Annotated in this window: 20 protein-coding genes and 1 riboswitch; of the genes, 12 read left to right on the top strand and 8 right to left on the bottom strand. The window is 56.6% G+C overall.

The features are described 5' to 3' along the window. The 8 genes from pduJ to pduA are packed head-to-tail and all read right to left on the bottom strand — an operon-like array spanning window position 1 to window position 6471. Entirely contained in the window at window positions 1-273 is a 273-nt protein-coding gene (gene pduJ, locus AC07P6_RS05685) for a propanediol utilization microcompartment protein PduJ (RefSeq protein ID WP_110276474.1), read from the bottom strand. A gap of 18 nt (window positions 274-291) precedes the next feature. Beyond that, window positions 292-642, bottom strand: coding sequence for a propanediol dehydratase reactivase beta subunit PduH (gene pduH, locus AC07P6_RS05690; RefSeq protein ID WP_304253335.1), 351 nt, complete (start codon window positions 640-642; stop codon window positions 292-294). Continuing rightward, on the bottom strand, window positions 632-2464 hold the full coding sequence (gene pduG / locus AC07P6_RS05695; protein WP_434661712.1) for a propanediol dehydratase reactivase alpha subunit PduG: 1833 nt from the start codon (window positions 2462-2464) through the stop codon (window positions 632-634). The genes pduH and pduG overlap by 11 nt, the downstream gene beginning before the upstream one ends. 9 nt (window positions 2465-2473) lie before the next feature. Then, the gene (gene pduE / locus AC07P6_RS05700; protein ID WP_478315809.1) at window positions 2474-2995 is read right to left on the bottom strand and encodes a propanediol dehydratase small subunit PduE; all 522 of its coding nucleotides are present in this window, start codon (window positions 2993-2995) and stop codon (window positions 2474-2476) included. Window positions 2996-3009: 14 nt separating this feature from the next. Further along, window positions 3010-3684, bottom strand: coding sequence for a propanediol dehydratase medium subunit PduD (gene pduD, locus AC07P6_RS05705; protein WP_112213932.1), 675 nt, complete (start codon window positions 3682-3684; stop codon window positions 3010-3012). Window positions 3685-3694: 10 nt separating this feature from the next. After that, window positions 3695-5359, bottom strand: coding sequence for a propanediol dehydratase large subunit PduC (gene pduC / locus AC07P6_RS05710; protein ID WP_112213931.1), 1665 nt, complete (start codon window positions 5357-5359; stop codon window positions 3695-3697). A gap of 18 nt (window positions 5360-5377) precedes the next feature. Continuing rightward, on the bottom strand, window positions 5378-6190 hold the full coding sequence (pduB, locus tag AC07P6_RS05715) for a propanediol utilization microcompartment protein PduB (protein WP_110276480.1): 813 nt from the start codon (window positions 6188-6190) through the stop codon (window positions 5378-5380). Next, the gene (pduA, locus tag AC07P6_RS05720) at window positions 6187-6471 is read right to left on the bottom strand and encodes a propanediol utilization microcompartment protein PduA (RefSeq protein WP_110276481.1); all 285 of its coding nucleotides are present in this window, start codon (window positions 6469-6471) and stop codon (window positions 6187-6189) included. The genes pduB and pduA overlap by 4 nt, the downstream gene beginning before the upstream one ends. Window positions 6472-6994: 523 nt before the next feature. On the opposite strand from pduA, the gene pduF reads away from it, so the two are divergent. The 12 genes from pduF (at window position 6995) to AC07P6_RS05780 (ending at window position 18026) form a co-directional block, all read left to right on the top strand. Continuing rightward, window positions 6995-7795 carry a propanediol diffusion facilitator PduF gene (pduF, locus tag AC07P6_RS05725; RefSeq protein ID WP_434661715.1) on the top strand — a complete coding sequence of 267 codons (801 nt, stop codon included), beginning with the start codon at window positions 6995-6997 and terminating at the stop codon, window positions 7793-7795. A 188-nt stretch (window positions 7796-7983) separates the two neighbouring features. Continuing rightward, window positions 7984-8895 (top strand): transcriptional regulator PocR, encoded by a 912-nt coding sequence (gene pocR, locus AC07P6_RS05730; RefSeq protein WP_182234640.1) that lies wholly within the window; start codon window positions 7984-7986, stop codon window positions 8893-8895. Between the two features lie 290 nt (window positions 8896-9185). Then, a riboswitch (cobalamin riboswitch) is annotated at window positions 9186-9348 on the top strand. Window positions 9349-9444: 96 nt separating this feature from the next. Further along, window positions 9445-10824, top strand: a complete 1380-nt coding sequence (locus AC07P6_RS05735; RefSeq protein WP_478315810.1) for a cobyrinate a,c-diamide synthase — start codon at window positions 9445-9447, stop codon at window positions 10822-10824. Beyond that, window positions 10821-11780, top strand: coding sequence for an adenosylcobinamide-phosphate synthase CbiB (cbiB, locus tag AC07P6_RS05740; RefSeq protein ID WP_478315811.1), 960 nt, complete (start codon window positions 10821-10823; stop codon window positions 11778-11780). The genes AC07P6_RS05735 and cbiB overlap by 4 nt, the downstream gene beginning before the upstream one ends. Window positions 11781-11790: 10 nt before the next feature. Further along, window positions 11791-12423 carry a cobalt-precorrin-8 methylmutase gene (locus AC07P6_RS05745; protein WP_304253324.1) on the top strand — a complete coding sequence of 211 codons (633 nt, stop codon included), beginning with the start codon at window positions 11791-11793 and terminating at the stop codon, window positions 12421-12423. After that, window positions 12420-13559, top strand: a complete 1140-nt coding sequence (cbiD, locus tag AC07P6_RS05750) for a cobalt-precorrin-5B (C(1))-methyltransferase CbiD (protein ID WP_478315812.1) — start codon at window positions 12420-12422, stop codon at window positions 13557-13559. The genes AC07P6_RS05745 and cbiD overlap by 4 nt, the downstream gene beginning before the upstream one ends. Next, window positions 13553-14158: a cobalt-precorrin-7 (C(5))-methyltransferase gene (locus tag AC07P6_RS05755; RefSeq protein WP_478315813.1), complete on the top strand. Its 606-nt coding sequence runs from the start codon at window positions 13553-13555 to the stop codon at window positions 14156-14158. The genes cbiD and AC07P6_RS05755 overlap by 7 nt, the downstream gene beginning before the upstream one ends. Then, window positions 14148-14717, top strand: coding sequence for a decarboxylating cobalt-precorrin-6B (C(15))-methyltransferase (locus AC07P6_RS05760; RefSeq protein ID WP_139540130.1), 570 nt, complete (start codon window positions 14148-14150; stop codon window positions 14715-14717). Before AC07P6_RS05755 ends, AC07P6_RS05760 begins: the two co-directional genes overlap by 11 nt. Next, complete coding sequence (locus AC07P6_RS05765; protein ID WP_478315814.1) at window positions 14710-15483, top strand: cobalt-precorrin-4 methyltransferase; 774 nt, start codon at window positions 14710-14712, stop codon at window positions 15481-15483. Before AC07P6_RS05760 ends, AC07P6_RS05765 begins: the two co-directional genes overlap by 8 nt. Beyond that, window positions 15464-16519, top strand: a complete 1056-nt coding sequence (gene cbiG, locus AC07P6_RS05770) for a cobalt-precorrin 5A hydrolase (RefSeq protein WP_304253318.1) — start codon at window positions 15464-15466, stop codon at window positions 16517-16519. Before AC07P6_RS05765 ends, cbiG begins: the two co-directional genes overlap by 20 nt. Continuing rightward, entirely contained in the window at window positions 16519-17244 is a 726-nt protein-coding gene (locus AC07P6_RS05775) for a precorrin-3B C(17)-methyltransferase (protein ID WP_110275916.1), read from the top strand. The genes cbiG and AC07P6_RS05775 overlap by 1 nt, the downstream gene beginning before the upstream one ends. After that, window positions 17241-18026 (top strand): cobalt-precorrin-6A reductase, encoded by a 786-nt coding sequence (locus AC07P6_RS05780; RefSeq protein ID WP_478315816.1) that lies wholly within the window; start codon window positions 17241-17243, stop codon window positions 18024-18026. The genes AC07P6_RS05775 and AC07P6_RS05780 overlap by 4 nt, the downstream gene beginning before the upstream one ends. The last annotated feature ends 8 nt before the right edge of the window (window positions 18027-18034 follow it).

Genomic DNA, 18034 nt, shown 5'->3' on the forward strand with positions numbered 1-18034 from the left:
TCAAGCTTTCGGTAAAATGGCCTCAACGTCGCTGTGCGGACGCGGGATAACGTGGCAGGATTTCACTTCACCCACTACGCTTGCCGCCGCGCTGCCTGCGTCTACGGCCGCTTTAACCGCGCCAACATCGCCGCGAACCATCACGGTAATCAGACCAGAGCCAATTTTTTCGTAGCCCACCAGCTGCACGTTGGCGGATTTCACCATCGCATCGGCGGCTTCAATGGCGCCGACCAGCCCTTTTGTTTCAACCAGTCCCAGTGCGTTATTCATACTGCCGTTCTCCTGTGTTTAAGCATGGAGATCCCGAAAAGGGATCCCTTTGACGAGCCGTGCCGCGTTGTTACCTGTATTGCGTTGGGCTTGACTGTCCTGATGATGCATCAGCGTAAAAAGCGGCGCGGATGCGGGTAAATTTTTGTAGTGCACGACCAGCGTGCGCCGATCGCAGGCAATGCCGACCAGCAGCGGCGAACTGCGCGCCGCCTGCCAGGCGCTGTCTACGACTTCTCCAACTGGGTGATGTTGAATCAGGAAAGGGATGCCTTCCTCTTCGATACCCAGCAACACTTCGCCCCAGAGGCTGGCGCAGTCGTCGATAGCGGTAATGACAATTGCCGGAGTGGTGTGGTTACTGTCCATGAGCAAACTCCTTATACCAGGAGAGAATCAGGCCAGTTGCCACCGCGTTTCTTGGGCCTTCGCTGCCGCGAATATTTCCTCGCCCGGCAACAAGGCGGTAGTGCGCCAGCGCATCGGTGACCAGCTGCGGAACTTCGAAATCCAGCGACGAGCCGCCGACCAGCACCACGAACGGAATATCGCGAATGTTGCCGGTCGGGCTGACCTGACGCAGCGCGCGCAGGGCGTTGGTGACGAAGACGCGTTCTTTAGCGCTGCGGCGAATGGCGCGCACCTTCTCCAGCGCTAAATCGCCGGGAAGCGGCACCAGTCCATCGGGTTTCACCACGCAGACGCGGGCGAATACGGCGGGAGGCAGCGGCGTCGGAAAGAACTGGACGCTGCCGTCCTCGTGGCGTAAATGGAACAGGCTTTCGACCTTGGCCAGCGGGTATTTCTTGATCTCTTCCGCCAGATAGCGGTCTTCCAGCCCCAGCTCGCGGGCAATGATCATCGTGACCATATCGCCTGCGCCGGCGAGGTGGGTGGCGATAATTTCGCCTTTGGGGTTGATAATCGACGCATCTGTAGAACCTGCGCCGAGATCGAGGATCGCCAGCGGTCGAGTAGTGCCCGGTGTGGTCAATGCGCCTAAAATGGCGGCTTCAGCCTCAGCGCCGCCGATTTGCACGTCGATATTGAGCTTTTGCTCGATTTCACGGGCAATCATCGCCATTTGCAGACGGTCTGATTTCACCATCGAAGCGATGCCGACGGCCTGCTCCAGCGAGAACTCCCCGGCAAGACCACCGGTGACGCTGACGGGTACAGAAGTATCAACGGCCAGCAGATCCTGAATAAAAATCTCGCTGCTGGGCTTGTTGGTCAGTTCGGCCATGGTCTGGCGCACGTGTTCCAGCATGCCGCCGATGTTGGTCCCGGCCTCGCCGGTCACGTTATCGAGTTTGTTGCAACCATCGACCGCTTTCATGATGGCTTCGGCACCGGCGGCAACATCGACGCGCACGGTACGTCCTTGAGCCAGCAGTTCCAGATTACCGGCCGGTATGGCGCGCGCTTTGACGTCGCCAGAGGGCGTTTTGACCACCACCGCAGAGCGGTTGCCGATCAGCGCACGCGCCATCGGCACGATATTTTTCGTCTCATCGGCGGTGAGGTTAAATACGGTGGCGATGCCGTAAGGGTTGGAGAGGGTTTCGATAACCTTCCCCGGAACGGCGACTTCAATCGCCGCCAGCATCCCCAGCGGAATGCGGTCGATGTACAGAACTTCATCAACAATCGGCAGCGGTTTTTCCAGCCGATTGCTGACCAGTACGCCATCATCGCGCTGCAAAATGACGCCGGTAATCTGGTATCCGGCGCGCATAGAGGCGTTGATGACGTTGGCGATGTCGGCAAAATCGAATGCCGATGACACCACCAGAATATAGGACGAGTCCGCCGGGCGGGTTAACAGCTCCTCCGGCGTAATCGTGATACCCACACCAAGGCCTACTCCGCCCGGCGTTTTCGGGTTATGGCCGATCATTGTCGATTCGGTGATGATGGTTTCGGTAATCGTCTCCATCGCCACATCGCCAATGACCGGCGTGGCTTCGTTAATGCGAATGAGCGAAATATCGCTGACATTGATCCCCGCGCGTTTAGCAACGAGGGAAAGTGCTTCCTGAATCCCGAACACGTTACGTAACGTGCCTTTGATTCCGGTGGTTTCCGCCAGCGCACTGTGCGTAATCGTCAGTGCGTCTGCCCCATCAAGCGTCGCCAGCGCGATTTCCGTTGATGAGTTGCCGATGTCAATGCCAGCTATATATCGCATACGCAATCCTTAATCGTCGCCTTTGAGTTTTTTACGCTCGACGTACAGCACTGCCGCTTCACGAACAAAAGCTGCGCAAATTTTTGCCTGATAGCGGCTTTCGAGATCGTCAGCCATTGCTATCAGCTCTTCTTTGGTGGAACGATACGGACGAAGAGCGTTGTAGATTTCAAGAATGCGATCGTCCGGTACTGCGGTCAGTTCGGCGGCGCGTTCAAAGTTCATCGCCAGCCTGTCGCGACCCGCATCTTTGGCGATAGACGCCTGTAAACGCAGGGTTTCCGGGGTAATACGCATATCCTGAGCGGTGACTTTATTGCTCAGCACGTTTTCCAGCGTGAAGTCATCCAGCGTTTTGTTGGTGGCGGTTTTCACCCACTCCGGATGTTTGTTCGCCAGCGGATAATCGCTAACTTTTGCGCTACGGGTCGCGTCACTAGCGGCAGGAGCCGCCGCTGGCGCATCGCCCTGCAGGCTGTTCATGCGGCTCAATACGTCCCGAACCATCGATTCAATTGCGTCGGTATTCATGGAGTTATCCTTTATCAAAGCGCCACGCGCAGTTCCTGCGGGTTTTTGCCCGTCACGACGTATTTGGTCTCTTTAATGTGCAAAATGGCCGACTTCGCTTGGTATTTCGGGCGTGCCATCTGGTCATTAAGCGTAGGAACCGGCTGCGGTGATTCGCGCTTCGCATAGCGGGCGGCGTTTTTACCAATCTGCCGATAGGTTTCCAGCGTCAGCAGCGGTGCCTGCGGGAACAGCTCCAGGTTGGAGAGCGGCGGCAGTCCCTGTTGATGGATAACCGTGGTGCCTTTCGACTGGATGCCGATGGAGATACCCGAGCCGCTCAGACGATTGCCTTCAACGGCGACAAACGCCACGTCGGAGGATTTAAAGCAGCGAATCACGCGCGCTTTGACGCCTTCTTCTTCGATACCGGCAATGACTTCGCGCAAAATGCTCTTATGCGGTAAGCCGACGATATTGACGGTCTGCGCCAGGCCAAATGCCGGGCCGACGGCGATAATCACTTCGTCCTGCTGAGTGCCCTGGCGAGCTTCGCCCACTTCGGTCAGAAAGCCGTCGCCCGCAGGCGCAGCGGTCTGTGGTGCAGTGGATGCCGCAGGCGCATTAAACGAGACGGGTTTATCGCTGCCCTTCATATCGCGGAGCACGTCTTCAATTATCTGGCGCAGCAATTTTTCATTAATTTCCATTTCTCACCCCTTAATCAATCTCGTTGGGATCAAGAGCGCCAGGGATGTTTTTAATCTCTTCCCAGCGTTCTCCCTGCAGGCGATAACCCGTTGCCGGACCGGCATAGTCATTGACGTCATTAACCGCAGAGAGCACCTGTCCGTCGCCGACGATAATGGCGGAGGTGTGCAAATAGTCCCCGGTCAGCTTGGCTTTCTGGATGTTGAGCATGTCTTGCGCAACATCGGTAAACCCGCCCTGAGCCAGCGCTTTCACCACTTCCAGGCCGTTACGGTTTTTGCTGATGATTTCCTGTGCGAACTTGATATCTTCAACGATGTTACGTTCCGGCATATCTTTCGAACCGTGGGCGTAGGTCGCGGCTTCGACTTCTTCGTCGGTAATTGGCGGCAGACCCATTCCGGCAAACACGGCCTGCAGGGCGCGAGCAGCTTTGTTACGAATAGCGATAACGTCTTCTTCGCGAACCGGACGCAGACCGCCGTCCACTTTCAGGTCGCGCTGGATAACGTTGTAGTCGTCAAAGTCTTCCGCATCTTCGTTGGAGCCGGCGAACATGTTGTCGTAGTTCGGCACCGCGGAATAACCGGAGGAGATAAAGTCGGTACCCGGCAGGAACTGCATCAGCAGGCGTGCGGTACGACGCATATCGGAGTGGGTGAAGGTCTGGTCATTACTGGAGGCGCATTCCAGATCCAGCGATGAGCAAATCAGGTTTTCCGCCAGCACCGCACGAATGCCTGATGGCACGGCAGACGGCACGCCGATACAGCTTACGGAGCCATTTTGCAGACCCTGAACGCCAGCGGCTTTGGTGATATAGATGCAGCGCGCTTCCAGATAAAGCATCGATTTACCTTCGGCGTAGCCCATCTGTACTTCAGAGCCAGAACCGGAGGTGAAGCGCATTTTCAGGCCGCGAGAGGCGTAGGACGAGGCCAGGAAGCCCTTCGACCACGGAGTATCGTCACCGTCGGTAAACACCGGTTCAGTACCGTATACGGAAATAGTTTCCGCATAGCAGGTGTGGCCTAACATACCGAGCTTCAGCTCGGTGGCTTCTTCCAGGGAGCACTGAGTCAGCACGCCCGGACGACCTACCTGCGAACCTACCAGCAGCGCGATGGCGTTGAACGGGGCATAACGCGCTACCGCAACCGTCGTCTCTTGCTCGTCAAACCCGCGCCATGCGCCTTCGGCGGCGTCGGCGGCAATTTGCACCGGATTATCTTTGACGTTGGTGACGTGCGCCTGTTGAGAAGGGGTGCGGCGTGCGCGCATTTTCTGCATCGACATCATCATCTCGACGACGTTCATATGCGAAACCACTTCGACAATTTTCGCCGGGGTCATGGCGGTGGTCAGGGGGACGATGTCGCTGCGTTTTACATTAGGATCGCACAGCATGTTCGCCAGCTTGACCGAATCCATCGCCATGACTTCTTCTGCACGATTCAGGTTAATACCGTAGCGGGCAATAAAGTGGTCGATCAGGTCGAATTCGCTAACCGGTTTCCCGTCCAGCTCGGTCACCGCGCCGTTTACGATTTTAATCGACGGTTTCGGGTCGTTCGGGCTTTCCATCGCGATAAAGCCTTCTTCGATCCACTCTTTAACGAAGCCGTCCTGATTCACAGGGCGTTTCGCGAGTGCTTCAAATCTTTTCGATCTCATGAATCAGCCTCGTGGGGTTTAGATGTAGGACGGGCGATCGTTTTTCGGTTCAGAACCGAGGGTCGCAAGGACGGTTTTGCCAATTTCACGGGCGGAGGTGACCGCCTGACGGACTGCGCCGGAGTCGCCAGAAATCACCAAAATAGCTTCGTTACTGAAGCTAGTGCCGTGCGCCGGAGAGCTGTAAGCGACCACTTCAACGTTGGCTGATTTCAGAGCGGTATCGGCCATTAACACACCGACGGAAGCCGGAGCGCCGACGATGATGCCGCAGGCACGACCAATTGGCGCACCGAACGCTTTTTCAAGGGCGTAGCTGGCGCGGGCGGTGTATTGCAGCTCGATATGCCCGGCTTCGTTGCCGTAAACATCGCCGAAGGTGCGATCGAGCTCTTTCAGCGCGACTTCGATACCGCGCTTGACGTCAGAAACGTCGTTGCCGCCTAAAATAATCAGCGAACCGTGACCTGCTCCGCCTTTGGTATCGCGGGGAAGTTCGATGCTGACCACTTCGGTGTTAGTGGCTTTCACCGCTTCGTCCGCCGCCATAATGTGCGGACCTGCGCCGGTACGTGCGCCAAGAATGCCGATGGAGCGATAGCGCTTTTCAAGCTTCATCGCGTCCAGCAGGGCGGTATCAACGTTAGCGATAACCAGACCCAGGGTGTCGCCAATGGCGGTCCCGACAAATTCCGTTAAACTGCAGCTTTTTTCTGCCATAGCCGTCTCTCGTATAGGGTGGGGGTGAGTAGGGGTGGCCTGCTGTTCCGGCGTTGCCACTCGGGCAATCACCTGCGCCATGATCTGTTCAACCAGCTCATTGCTGCTCATTGGCTAATTCCCTTCGGTAAGATTTTTTCTACATCGGAGTGAGGACGTGGGATGACGTGTACGGCTTTCACTTCACCTACGTTGCGTGCGGCGGCGGAACCTGCATCGGTTGCCGCTTTAACCGCACCGACATCACCGCGGACGATGACGGTTACCAGCCCGGAGCCAATCTTTTCATAGCCCACTAACATCACATTGGCCGATTTAACCATTGCATCAGCGGCCTCTATGGCTGCGGTTAAGCCTTTGGTTTCTACCATTCCTAGTGCTTCTTGTTGCATAAAGACCTCGCATGGAGTGTTCCGATAGTTGGGACTATAAGAAGATGCGAGGAAAAAGAATGGCTGACTTGAATTTGATGATAAAAAAATAGTGAGCTATCAATAATATAAAATTGCCATTTAATAATTTAATTTATTGATTTTTATGGTTTTGTTTATTTATTGTGATGTGATTATTTTGTTTTGTGTATTCCATATTTACAAATTTGTTTATGACGATTTTAATTTTATCTGCTATGCGAAAAAAACGATTTGTGATGCTTGTTGGAAAACAGCGAGTTGGTTATAGCAATATTTTTGCATGCCTGGTGGGGTGATTAATTGCGAAAGCCGCGTGTGTGCTATGCCGCCAGCAATTATTTAATGGCAATAATTTGTTATCCATACCCGAATTTTCCGGGGTGGCCGTCAGCAGGTTGCCAACAATTTGCAGACAGGAATTCATATAGTGGTGCCCGCTGTACTCTACTGCCAGCAGGATGTTGGCTGGTCAGGACACGAACTCTGCTAAGAAGGTGTCACAATGAATGATTCGCTAAAAGCGCAATGTACCGCCGAGTTTTTGGGCACCGGGCTGTTTTTGTTTTTCGGCATCGGTTGCCTGAGCGCGGTGAAGGTGGCGGGAGCAAGCCTCGGGTTGTGGGAGATTTGCATCATATGGGGATTGGGGATCTCTCTCGCTGTCTATCTGACCTCAGGAATATCTGGTGGCCATCTCAATCCTGCTGTTACCGTCGCGTTGTGGTTATTTGCTTGTTTTCCGGGACGAAAAGTTTTTCCTTACATCATTGCACAGGTCGCAGGCGCCTTTGGCGGAGCTGTGCTGGCCTACGTGCTTTACAGCACAATGTTTACCGAGTTTGAAGCCACACACCATATCGTGCGCGGTAGCGTAGAGAGCCTGCAGCTGGCAAGCATCTTTAGTACCTATCCGGCGGCATCGCTGAGCATCTGGCATGCGGCGCTGGTCGAAGTGGTGATTACCTCCATGCTGATGGGGATGATTATGGCACTGACTGACGACGGTAACGGTGTGCCAAAAGGGCCGCTGGCTCCGCTGCTGATTGGTTTACTGGTCGCGGTTATTGGCGCATCCACCGGGCCGCTTACCGGGTTTGCGATGAATCCGGCGCGTGATTTTGGACCGAAGCTGTTTACGTGGATGGCGGGCTGGGGTGATATCGCGATGACTGGCGGACGGGATATTCCGTACTTTATTGTGCCGATTGTTGCACCGTTAATCGGGGCCTGTCTGGGGGCGGCTATCTATCGTTATCTGATTGGTAATAACTTACCCTGTAATACCTGTAAATTAGAGGATTGATGTATCCGCTGAAATAACTAAAAATTTTCATGAACCGGTATCACGAAGTCGCCCAAAATGTCTCCCACGGATGGGAGACTTTTGCTATCGTACTATTCTTTTATCGTTGCAGGTGAATGATGATGAAAGGACGTAAATATTAATAAAATGTTTTATTTATAACAAAAAATTAACTGAGAGGTTTTATCATGATTTCTGCGAGTACACTGAACTCGGAACTCATCAATAAAATCGCACAGGATTTTGCACAGGCCACCAGTCTGGCCGTTGTGGTAGTCAATATTCACGGTGATGAAATTTCTGAGCTGTTTAATTTCACTCCTTTCTGCCAGCTTATGCGTCAACACCCCCAGCACAGCACCCGCTGTCGGATGAGCGACCGCTGCGGTGGCCTGGAAGCTTCAAAAACCGATCAGCTCTGTATCTACCGCTGCCACGCCGGGTTAACCGATTTTTCCATCCCTTTAGTTATTGCCGGGCACCTGGTGGGCTTTGTGCTATGCGGGCAGGTGCGCTTAAGTAATGATGTTGAACTGGTCGACATTTTGAACGTCGATGACCGCTGGCAGACCGATCCTGAGCTGGTCAAAGCGTTCCGCGACGTACCGGAGATGGACTACTCGCGCGTCATTGCTTCCGCCGATTTACTCAAGCTAATAGTAGAAAATTGTCTTAAAAAACAGCTCAATTTTGTCGTGATTAAAGACAATCCGCAGCAGCCTGAACCCGCGCGCGCCAGCCGGGCCGTTAGCCCCCATGACAGTAAAATGAAGAAGGCGTTGCGCTATATCGATGCCCATTTGTCTGATGAGCTTCGCCTGGAAGACGTTGCCGCCCATGTTTATCTCAGCCCGTACTACTTCAGTAAGCTGTTCAAAAAATATCAGGGAATTGGCTTTAACGCGTGGGTTAACCATCAGCGTATGGTGAGCGCCAAAGAGCTGCTGTGTCACAGCGACTGGAGTATTGCCAGCATTGCGCGGAATTTAGGATTTTCTCAAACCAGCTATTTTTGCAAAGTTTTTCGCCAGGCCTATCAGGTGACTCCGCAGGCTTATCGCCAACAAATTAATGCCAGATCACAAACTGAACCATTTTAAATGACAATATTTTGTTATTGCCGATTTTTGATATGCCCCCGTATCTGCCTCATTATAAAATGAAAAACTCTCATCCAGAGCAATAAATTGTCATAGCGCAACAAATTAATAATGAGAGAGCGCTAAGCTGCACCAGTTTTTATTTATTTGATGGGATAGAGTGTTATCAGAAATTGCTTTCAGGTCGCCGCAGGCGTAATGAAAAGATTTTGCAATTAGATATTAGAGACGACGGAAGCCATCCAGCCTCCGTAAGATGTTCCAGAAATTATTCGAGTGAGGACTCATCCCGCTCGAGAAAACCGACAGGTGCCAGGGAAGGGGGTGTAAATCCCCCGCAGCCCCCGCTGCTGTGATGCTGACGAACCCATATTTGACCACTGATCGCGAGATTGGGAAGGATGGGAGAGGACGACGCTAAGCCAGAAGACCTGCCTGTCGGTGACTACCAACAACTTCGGTGGGAAGTGGGTTGCTCAGATGCGTACAGTCGAAAGACTGGGTTTACGCGCACCTCTACAGCCCTACCACCCTGAACAGGATCAGGGTATGGCAGCCAGGCAGCATGCATTTATTCTCGCAGGGACCGGCAGCGGTTGTGGCAAAACCACCGTTACGCTCGGTCTGCTCAGCCTGCTGAAACAGCGCGGCATGCGGGTTCAGCCCTGTAAAGTCGGCCCGGATTATCTCGATACCGGCTGGCATACCGCCGTCAGCGGCGTTGCTTCCCGTAACCTCGACAGCTTCATGCTCCCGGAACCGGTTCTCAATGCGCTGTTTTGTGAACAGATGCAGCAGGCAGACATCGCGGTTATTGAAGGCGTCATGGGTCTTTATGACGGCTACGGCACCGACCCGAATTATTGCAGCACCGCCGCGATGGCCAAACAGCTCGGCTGCCCGGTGATTTTACTGGTCGATGGCAAAGCGGTATCTACCTCCATTGCCGCTACGGTGATGGGATTTCAGCACTTCGATCCCAGTCTGAATATCGCTGGCGTTATCGTCAATCGCGTTAACAGCGAATCCCACTATCAGCTACTGAAAAGCGCGATTGAACGCTACTGCGCGCTGCCGGTTCTCGGCTACGTGCCGCGAGTGGAAGGCGTGGCCTTGCCCGAACGCCATCTGGGGCTGGTGACCGCCCGCGAATCGCTGGTCAACCAGCAGCCGTGGCGTGATTTTGCCCACACGCTGGCGCAAACTCTGGATATTGAACAACTTCTTACCCTCAGTCAGCTTACTGCTTTACCCACCGGGGAGTGGCCTGCGCTACCGTCGCCTGATGCCGGAGCAGGTTTGACTCTGGCGCTGGCAGACGACGAAGCCTTCAACTTTTACTACCCGGATAACCTCACCCTGCTTGAACGTTGCGGAGTGAATGTTGTGCGCTTCAGCCCGCTGCATGATAGCGAACTCCCGCCGTGCCAGATGATCTGGCTTGGCGGTGGTTATCCGGAAATTCATGCCACCGCGCTGGCGGCCAATACCGCCATGCTGGCGCAGTTGCGGGATGCGCATCGGCGCGGGGTGGCTATCTACGCCGAATGCGGCGGGCTGATGTATCTCGGCAGCACCCTTGAAGACGCCGGCGGTGAAGTTTACCCGATGGCCAATCTTATTCCCGGCCACAGCAAGATGGGCAAACGGCTCACCCGCTTTGGCTACTGCGAAGCGAGGGCGATGCGGCAAACGCTGCTGGCAGCACCCGGCGAAACCCTACGCGGGCACGAGTTTCACTACTCAGATTTCATCCCGGAAAACCCGGCGGTGCTGGCCTGCCGTAAAGTGCGCGACGGCCTGACGCTTCAGCAGTGGTCGGGGGGCTGGCAGGTAGGCAACACTTTTGCCAGCTACCTGCATCTGCATTTTGCCCAGCGTCCGGCGATGCTCAACCACTGGCTGGCTGCCGCAAGGAGCGCCCAATGACGCTGCTGGCCTGGGGCGTGGCCTGGATCCTCGATTTTATCATTGGCGACCCGCAGAGCTGGCCGCATCCGGTGCGCTGGATAGGCAACCTGATCGCCGCCGTTCAGCGCAGCGTGCGCCGCTACTGCCACAGCGACTTTGCTTTACGCATCGGCGGCGGGGTGATGTGGGTCATCGTGGTCGGCCTCACGTGGGGTATCTCCTGGGGCGTGCTGACGCTGACGCAGATGATTCATCCGTGGCTTGGCTGGGTGGTTGAGGTGTGGATGATCTTCACCGTACTGGCCGGGCGCTGTCTGGCGCAGTCGGCAAGGGACGTTGAGCGTCCGCTACGCGCGGGCGATCTGGCGGAAAGCCGCGTCAAGCTGTCGTGGATTGTCGGGCGCGACACCTCGCAACTTGAGCCGCAGCAGATTAACCGTGCGGTGGTGGAAACGGTGGCGGAAAACGCCGTTGACGGCATTATCGCGCCGCTCTTCTTTCTGCTGCTGGGCGGTGCGCCGCTGGCGATGGCCTATAAAGCGGTCAACACCCTCGACTCGATGGTTGGCTACAAACATGAAAAATACCGCGCCATCGGTATGGTCAGCGCCCGCCTTGATGATGTTGCCAACTTTATTCCTGCTCGCCTGAGCTGGCTGCTTATCAGCCTGGCCGCTTTCCTCTGCCGTGAAGCGGGCGACCGCGCGCTGCGTATTGGCTGGCGCGATCGCTACAACCACAGCAGCCCGAACTGCGCCTGGTCAGAAGCGGCGGTTGCCGGGGCGCTCGGCATTCAGCTTGGCGGCCCCAATGATTACTTTGGTCAGCGCGTGGAGAAGCCGTGGATTGGCGACGCGACGCGCGACATTGCCGTAGACGATATTTCCCGAACTATTCGACTGATGTGGGTAGCCTCGACCCTGGCACTGGCGCTGTTTATGGCGACGCGGTACTGGCTGGTTGGCGTGGCCTGAGGACAAATAAATGCACTATATCCAGCAACCACAGGCGATTGAGGCGAAAAGCTTCGACATTATTGGCGACATTATTGCAGAAACTCGCCCGGACTACCGCTTTGCCAGCCCGCTGCATGAAGCCATTATCAAACGGGTGATCCACACCACCGCCGATTTTGACTGGCTGGATATTCTGTGGTTTTCACCCGATGTTCTTGAGCGCCTCAGCGCAGCCCTGAGCCAGCCCTGCACCCTGTATACCGATACCACCATGGCGCTCTCCGGGATTAATAAAACCCTGCTGGCTAAATCCGGTGGCGAGTGTCGCTGCTATATCAGCGATCCGCGCGTGGTGGCGGAGGCGAAAGCGCAGGGGATGACCCGCTCGATGGCGGCGGTTGACATCGCGGTGGCCGAAGAGGGCGAGAAGGTGTTTGTGTTTGGCAATGCGCCAACCGCGCTGTTTCGTCTGCTTGAGCATGATGTCGCGGTGAACGGCGTGATTGGCGTGCCGGTTGGTTTCGTCGGCGCGGCGGAATCGAAAGAGGCCCTGACGCAAAGCAACCTGCCAGCCATTGCAGCCCTGGGTCGCAAAGGCGGTAGCAACGTCGCCGCGGCTATCGTCAACGCCATTCTGTATCACCAGCAGGGGGCGCGATGAGCGAGCAATCCTTTGATGACCCGGTGTGGCACAACGGCAAGGCATTGCGTAAAGGCTATACCACCGGCTCCTGCGCGACGGCGGCGGCAAAAGTCGCGGCGCTGATGGTGATGCGCCAGCATCTGATTCATCAGGTCTCGATTATTACCCCGTCCGGCGTGACGCTGTGTCTTAACGTCGAGTCGCCGCACGTCGAAGGACAGCAGGCGATTGCCGCGATTCGTAAAGACGGCGGCGACGATGTTGATGCCACCCACGGGATGATGATTTTTGCTCGTGTGACCCTTGATGACTCCGGCGACATCACTCTGCGCGGCGGTGAAGGCGTCGGCACCGTGACGCGCAAAGGGATTGGCCTGCCCATCGGCAGTCCGGCAATTAACCGTACTCCGCGCCACACCATTGAGTCAGCGGTGCGCGAAGCGATTGGCCCATCGCGCGGGGCGGCGGTAGAAATTTTCGCACCGGAAGGCGAAGAGCGGGCGCAGAAAACCTACAACTCACGGCTCGGTATTTTAGGCGGCATCTCGATTATCGGTACCACCGGGATCGTCACGCCGATGTCGGAGGAGAGCTGGAAGCGTTCGCTGTCGCTGGAGCTGGAGATCAAACGCGCGGCGGGGTTGGATCGCGTGGTGCTGGTGCCGGGCAACCACGGAGAGCGCTTTGTTCGCGAGCAGATGGGGATTGATTCTCAGGTGGTGGTCACCATGAGCAACTTTGTCGGCTACATGATTGAAGAGGCCGTGCGCCTTGGTTTCCGCCAGATTGTGCTGATCGGCCATCCCGGCAAGCTGATTAAAATTGCCGCCGGTATTTTCCACACCCACAGCCATATTGCCGATGCGCGCATGGAAACGCTCGTCGCGCACCTGGCGCTGCTCGGCGCGCCGCTGGAGCTGCTGCGGCTGGTCAGCGAATGCGATACCACCGAAGCGGCGATGGAACATATTGACGCGTACGGTTTTCAGCATATCTACGACCATCTTGCCGAGCGCATCTGCCTGCGGGTGATGCAGATGCTGCGCTTTACCAAAACGCCGCCCACCTGCGACGCCATCATGTTCTCCTTTGATAACAAGGTTCTCGGCAGCAATCGCCCGGTCGAAGAGATCGCTCGGGAGATGTCATGTTAACGGTTGTCGGCATGGGGCCGTCGGGTCTGCATCTGATGACGCCCGCGGCGCGTGAGGCGGTGGCGACGGCAGACGCTTTGGTCGGCGGCAAGCGGCATCTATTGCAGTTCCCTGAATTTCACGGCGAGCAGTTTGCGCTGGGCGCCAATATTGCCGAGCTGCTGGAATGGCTCGAAGAGCGTGAAGCGCAGCAAGTGGTGGTGCTGGCCTCCGGCGACCCGCTGTTTTACGGCATCGGCACGCGGCTGATTGCCCATTTTGGCATCGAACGCGTGCGTATTATCCCCGGTATCAGCGCGGTGCAATACCTGTGCGCCCGCGCCGGAATCGATATGAACGATATCTGGCTGACCAGCAGCCACGGGCGAGAGGTCTCTTTCGACGAGCTGGCTCGCCACAGCAAAGTGGCGATGGTGACCGACGGGCGCTGCGGGCCGCGTGAAATCGCCGCCCAACTGGTAGCGCGGGGAAAAGGGTATCGCTGGATGGTGATTGGCGAAAATCTGGCGATGGAAAATGAGCGCATTCACTGGCTGCCGGTTAGTGAGGTCGACGCTGAATATGAAATTAACGCGGTGGTGATCCTCGATGAAAGATGAGCTTTTTCTGCGCGGCGAGAAAGTGCCGATGACCAAAGAAGCGGTTCGCGCGCTGGCGCTGGCCAAACTTGAACTGCACCGGGCAAGCCACCTGATTGATATCGGCGCCGGTACCGGCAGCGTGTCGATTGAGGCGGCGTTGCAATATCCCTCGCTACAGGTGACGGCGGTCGAACGCAATCCCGCAGCCCTGCAGCTGCTTGATGAAAATCGCCAGCACTTCGCCTGCGGCAACATTGAGATCCTGCCCGGCGAAGCGCCGATGGTGATTACCGAACGGGCCGATGCCATTTTTATGGGCGGCAGCGGCGGCCATCTTGGGGAACTGATTGACTGGTCCTGGCAGCAGCTCTATCCCGGCGGTCGTCTGGTGATGACCTTTATTCTGCAAGAGAACCTGAACGCCGCCCTCGACTACCTGCAACAACGGGGGATCGAACAGGTCGATTGCCTCCAGCTTAACGTTTCGTCGCTGACCCGGCTTGGCAGCGGCCACTATTTCAAACCGAATAATCCCGTTTTTGTTATCGCCTGTCAGAAGGAAGAAAACCATGGCTGAGACATTTGACCCCCGTAGTGTGTGGTTCGTTGGCGCAGGGCCGGGCGACCGTGAGCTGATTACCCTCAAGGGTTACCGCTTGTTGCAGCAGGCCCAGGTGGTGATCTACGCCGGTTCGCTGATAAATACCGAATTACTGGAGTATTGCCCCGCAGGGGCAGAGCGCCACGACAGCGCCGAACTGCATCTGGAACAGATCCTCGACCTGATGGAAGCAGGCGTAAAAGCCGGGAAAACGGTGGTGCGTTTACAGACCGGGGACGTCTCGCTGTACGGTTCGGTACGCGAGCAGGGTGAAGAGCTGACTAAACGCGGTATCGACTGGCAGGTGGTGCCGGGCGTCAGCGCGTTTTTGGGCGCGGCAGCGGAGCTGGGCGTTGAGTACACCGTGCCGGAAGTCTCTCAGAGCCTGATTATTACCCGTCTTGAAGGACGCACGCCGGTGCCAGAGCGCGAACAGCTTGAAGCGTTTGCCAGCCACCAGACCTCGATGGCGATTTATCTCTCGGTACAGCGTATTCACCGGGTGGCGGAGCGCCTGATTGAAGGTGGCTACCCGGCGACGACGCCAGTGGCGGTCATCTACAAGGCGACCTGGCCGGAAAGCCAGACCGTGCGCGGTACGTTGGCCGATATCGGCGATAAGGTCCGCGATGCAGGGATCCGTAAAACGGCGCTCATTCTGGTCGGGAATTTCCTTGGGGACGAGTATCACTACTCAAAACTCTACGCGGCGGACTTTAGCCATGAATACCGTAAAGCCTGAATCTATCGCTCTTTTCTGCCTGACCCCAGGCGGTGTCTTGCTGGCGAAAAGGTTGGCGGCAATGCTGCCGTTAACCTGCTTTACCAGCGAGAAGCTGCTGGAGGAGGGGTTTCTACCCTTTGAAAACGGCTTCGCCAACGCCGCGCGCGAGGCCTTCAGCAGCTACTCGGCGCTGATTTTCATCGGCGCGACCGGTATCGCGGTGCGCGTGCTGGCGCCGCTGGTTAATGACAAGTTCAGCGATCCAGCGGTGGTGGTGATCGATGAACGCGGGCAGCACGTCATCAGCCTGCTCTCAGGTCACGCGGGCGGGGCTAATGCTCTGAGCCGCTATCTGGCGGGAATGCTGGGTGCAGACCCGGTGATCACCACCGCCACCGACGTTAACGATATGGCGGCCCTCGATACCCTGGCATTCCAGCTTAACGCGCGGATGACCGACTTCCGCGCGGCGGTGAAAATCATTAACCAGATGCTAGTCAGCCATCAGCGCGTCGGCCTGTGGTGGGATGAAGAGCTGGATGAAGATGTCAATCACTGCGACCGGCGTGGGTTTATTACCGTTTCTGACCTGAATCAGCTTCCTGAACTGGATGCGCTTATTTGCATCTCTCTGCGCAACGAGCTGCCGGAGATCGCCGTGCCGCACTGGAAGCTGGTGCCGCAGCGCGTCGTTGCGGGCATCGGCTGTCGTCGCGATACGCCGTTCCCGCTGTTAGCGGCGCTGCTGGCACGTCAACTTGAAGCGCAGCGGCTCGATCCTCTGGCGCTGAAAGCCATCGGCAGCGTCACGCTGAAGAAACACGAGCAGGGGCTTATCCAACTGGCCTCCTGCTGTCGCGTGCCGTTTGAAACCTTTACCGCTGACGCGCTGCGTGAGCATGAACACCACTTCCCTGCGTCCTCGTTTGTTCGCCAAACGGTGGGGGTTGGGAGCGTATCGGGTCCAGCGGCGTGGCTGCTGAGCCATGGGCAACTGTTGGGCGAAACCCTGCGTGAACAGGGCGTCACTATTACTTTGGGAGTTTCACACTGATGTTAAGCGTAATCGGGATTGGCCCTGGCTCACAGTCAATGATGACTATGGAAGCGATTGAGGCGTTACAGGCGGCGGAAATCGTCGTGGGTTATAAAACCTACACCCACTTGGTGAAAGCCTTTACCGGCGATAAGCAGGTGATTAAAACCGGGATGTGCAAAGAGATTGAACGCTGCCAGGCGGCGATTGAGCTGGCGCAGGCCGGGCATAACGTGGCGCTGATTAGCAGCGGCGACGCCGGTATTTACGGCATGGCGGGACTGGTGCTGGAGCTGGTGAGCAAACAGAAGCTCGACGTAGAAGTCCGCCTTATTCCAGGGATGACCGCCAGCATCGCCGCCGCCTCGCTACTGGGCGCGCCGCTGATGCACGACTTCTGTCATATCAGCCTCAGCGACTTGCTGACGCCGTGGCCGGTGATTGAAAAACGCATCGTTGCCGCAGGCGAAGCCGATTTTGTTATCTGTTTTTACAACCCACGCAGCCGCGGTCGCGAAGGGCATCTGGCCCGAGCCTTCGAACTACTCTCTGCCAGCAAAAGCGCACAAACGCCGGTGGGCATCGTGAAGTCCGCCGGACGTAAGAAACAGGAAAAATGGCTGACCACCCTGGGGGAGATGGATTTTGAACCGGTCGATATGACCAGCCTGGTGATCGTAGGCAATAAAGCGACCTATATACAGGATGGCCTGATGATCACTCCGCGAGGCTATGTGCTGTGAGCTACGGCGAGGTGCTGGTCATGGGCGGAACCAGCGACGCGCGGGCGCTATGCCAACAGCTGGACGCGGCGCAGGTCAAATACACCCTGTCGGTGGCAACGCCGACCGGCCAGCAGCTGGCGGGCGATATTCAGGGACAGGTTCGCTGCGGGCGACTTGAGCTGGAGGAGATGATTGCCTGGCTAAAGGCCAACCGTACCCGCTGGGTGATTGATGCGTCGCATCCCTACGCCGAAGTGGTGAGCCGCAACATCATCCGCGCCTGTGAAACCGCTGGCGTGTTGCTCAGCCGCTATCAGCGCCCGGAACAGCTTAGCGACCTGACGCATCCACAGCTTTATACCGTGCAGAGCATCGAAGAAGCCTGCGATGTGGCACGGCGCTTTGGTCAGCGCGTGCTGCTCACCACGGGAAGCAAAGATCTGGCGCGCTGGCGGGCAGGATTAGGTGAAAAAACGCTACTGGCTCGCGTACTGCCCGTTCCCGATGTTATCGCGCAGTGCGCTGAGCTTGGCTTTGGCGTCGGCGAGATCTTCGCGCTATGCGGGCCGTTCAGCGCCGAGTTTAACGCCGCTTTTTACCGCCAGTGCCGCGCCGATGTGGTGATCACCAAGGCCTCCGGTGCGGAAGGCGGTTATCAGGAAAAAGTACAACCCTGTCTCGATGCTGGTATCCCCTGCATCGTGATTACACGCCCGGCACCGCTGGTGACGGGTGAAGAGTTACTGGAAAGTCAGGCTGCCTTTGCCCAACGCTTAGCGCGCTGGCTGGCCGCTGCTTAAGGAGTCAG

This window comes from Klebsiella sp. GFKo11, from assembly GCF_056490265.1.

What these genes read in the sequence shown, in the direction of transcription:
- AC07P6_RS05765 (WP_478315814.1), top strand. Translation starts at nt 14,710, where the DNA reads ATGGCTGAGACATTTGACCCCCGTAGTGTGTGGTTCGTTGGCGCAGGG.
- pduF (WP_434661715.1), top strand. Translation starts at nt 6,995, where the DNA reads ATGAATGATTCGCTAAAAGCGCAATGTACCGCCGAGTTTTTGGGCACC.
- cbiD (WP_478315812.1), top strand. Translation starts at nt 12,420, where the DNA reads ATGAGCGAGCAATCCTTTGATGACCCGGTGTGGCACAACGGCAAGGCA.
- AC07P6_RS05755 (WP_478315813.1), top strand. Translation starts at nt 13,553, where the DNA reads ATGTTAACGGTTGTCGGCATGGGGCCGTCGGGTCTGCATCTGATGACG.
- pduD (WP_112213932.1), bottom strand. Translation starts at nt 3,684, where the DNA reads ATGGAAATTAATGAAAAATTGCTGCGCCAGATAATTGAAGACGTGCTC.
- pduC (WP_112213931.1), bottom strand. Translation starts at nt 5,359, where the DNA reads ATGAGATCGAAAAGATTTGAAGCACTCGCGAAACGCCCTGTGAATCAG.
- pduA (WP_110276481.1), bottom strand. Translation starts at nt 6,471, where the DNA reads ATGCAACAAGAAGCACTAGGAATGGTAGAAACCAAAGGCTTAACCGCA.
- cbiG (WP_304253318.1), top strand. Translation starts at nt 15,464, where the DNA reads ATGAATACCGTAAAGCCTGAATCTATCGCTCTTTTCTGCCTGACCCCA.
- cbiB (WP_478315811.1), top strand. Translation starts at nt 10,821, where the DNA reads ATGACGCTGCTGGCCTGGGGCGTGGCCTGGATCCTCGATTTTATCATT.
- AC07P6_RS05760 (WP_139540130.1), top strand. Translation starts at nt 14,148, where the DNA reads ATGAAAGATGAGCTTTTTCTGCGCGGCGAGAAAGTGCCGATGACCAAA.
- pduH (WP_304253335.1), bottom strand. Translation starts at nt 642, where the DNA reads ATGGACAGTAACCACACCACTCCGGCAATTGTCATTACCGCTATCGAC.
- pduB (WP_110276480.1), bottom strand. Translation starts at nt 6,190, where the DNA reads ATGAGCAGCAATGAGCTGGTTGAACAGATCATGGCGCAGGTGATTGCC.
- pocR (WP_182234640.1), top strand. Translation starts at nt 7,984, where the DNA reads ATGATTTCTGCGAGTACACTGAACTCGGAACTCATCAATAAAATCGCA.
- AC07P6_RS05735 (WP_478315810.1), top strand. Translation starts at nt 9,445, where the DNA reads ATGGCAGCCAGGCAGCATGCATTTATTCTCGCAGGGACCGGCAGCGGT.
- pduG (WP_434661712.1), bottom strand. Translation starts at nt 2,464, where the DNA reads ATGCGATATATAGCTGGCATTGACATCGGCAACTCATCAACGGAAATC.
- pduJ (WP_110276474.1), bottom strand. Translation starts at nt 273, where the DNA reads ATGAATAACGCACTGGGACTGGTTGAAACAAAAGGGCTGGTCGGCGCC.
- pduE (WP_478315809.1), bottom strand. Translation starts at nt 2,995, where the DNA reads ATGAATACCGACGCAATTGAATCGATGGTTCGGGACGTATTGAGCCGC.
- AC07P6_RS05775 (WP_110275916.1), top strand. Translation starts at nt 16,519, where the DNA reads ATGTTAAGCGTAATCGGGATTGGCCCTGGCTCACAGTCAATGATGACT.
- AC07P6_RS05745 (WP_304253324.1), top strand. Translation starts at nt 11,791, where the DNA reads ATGCACTATATCCAGCAACCACAGGCGATTGAGGCGAAAAGCTTCGAC.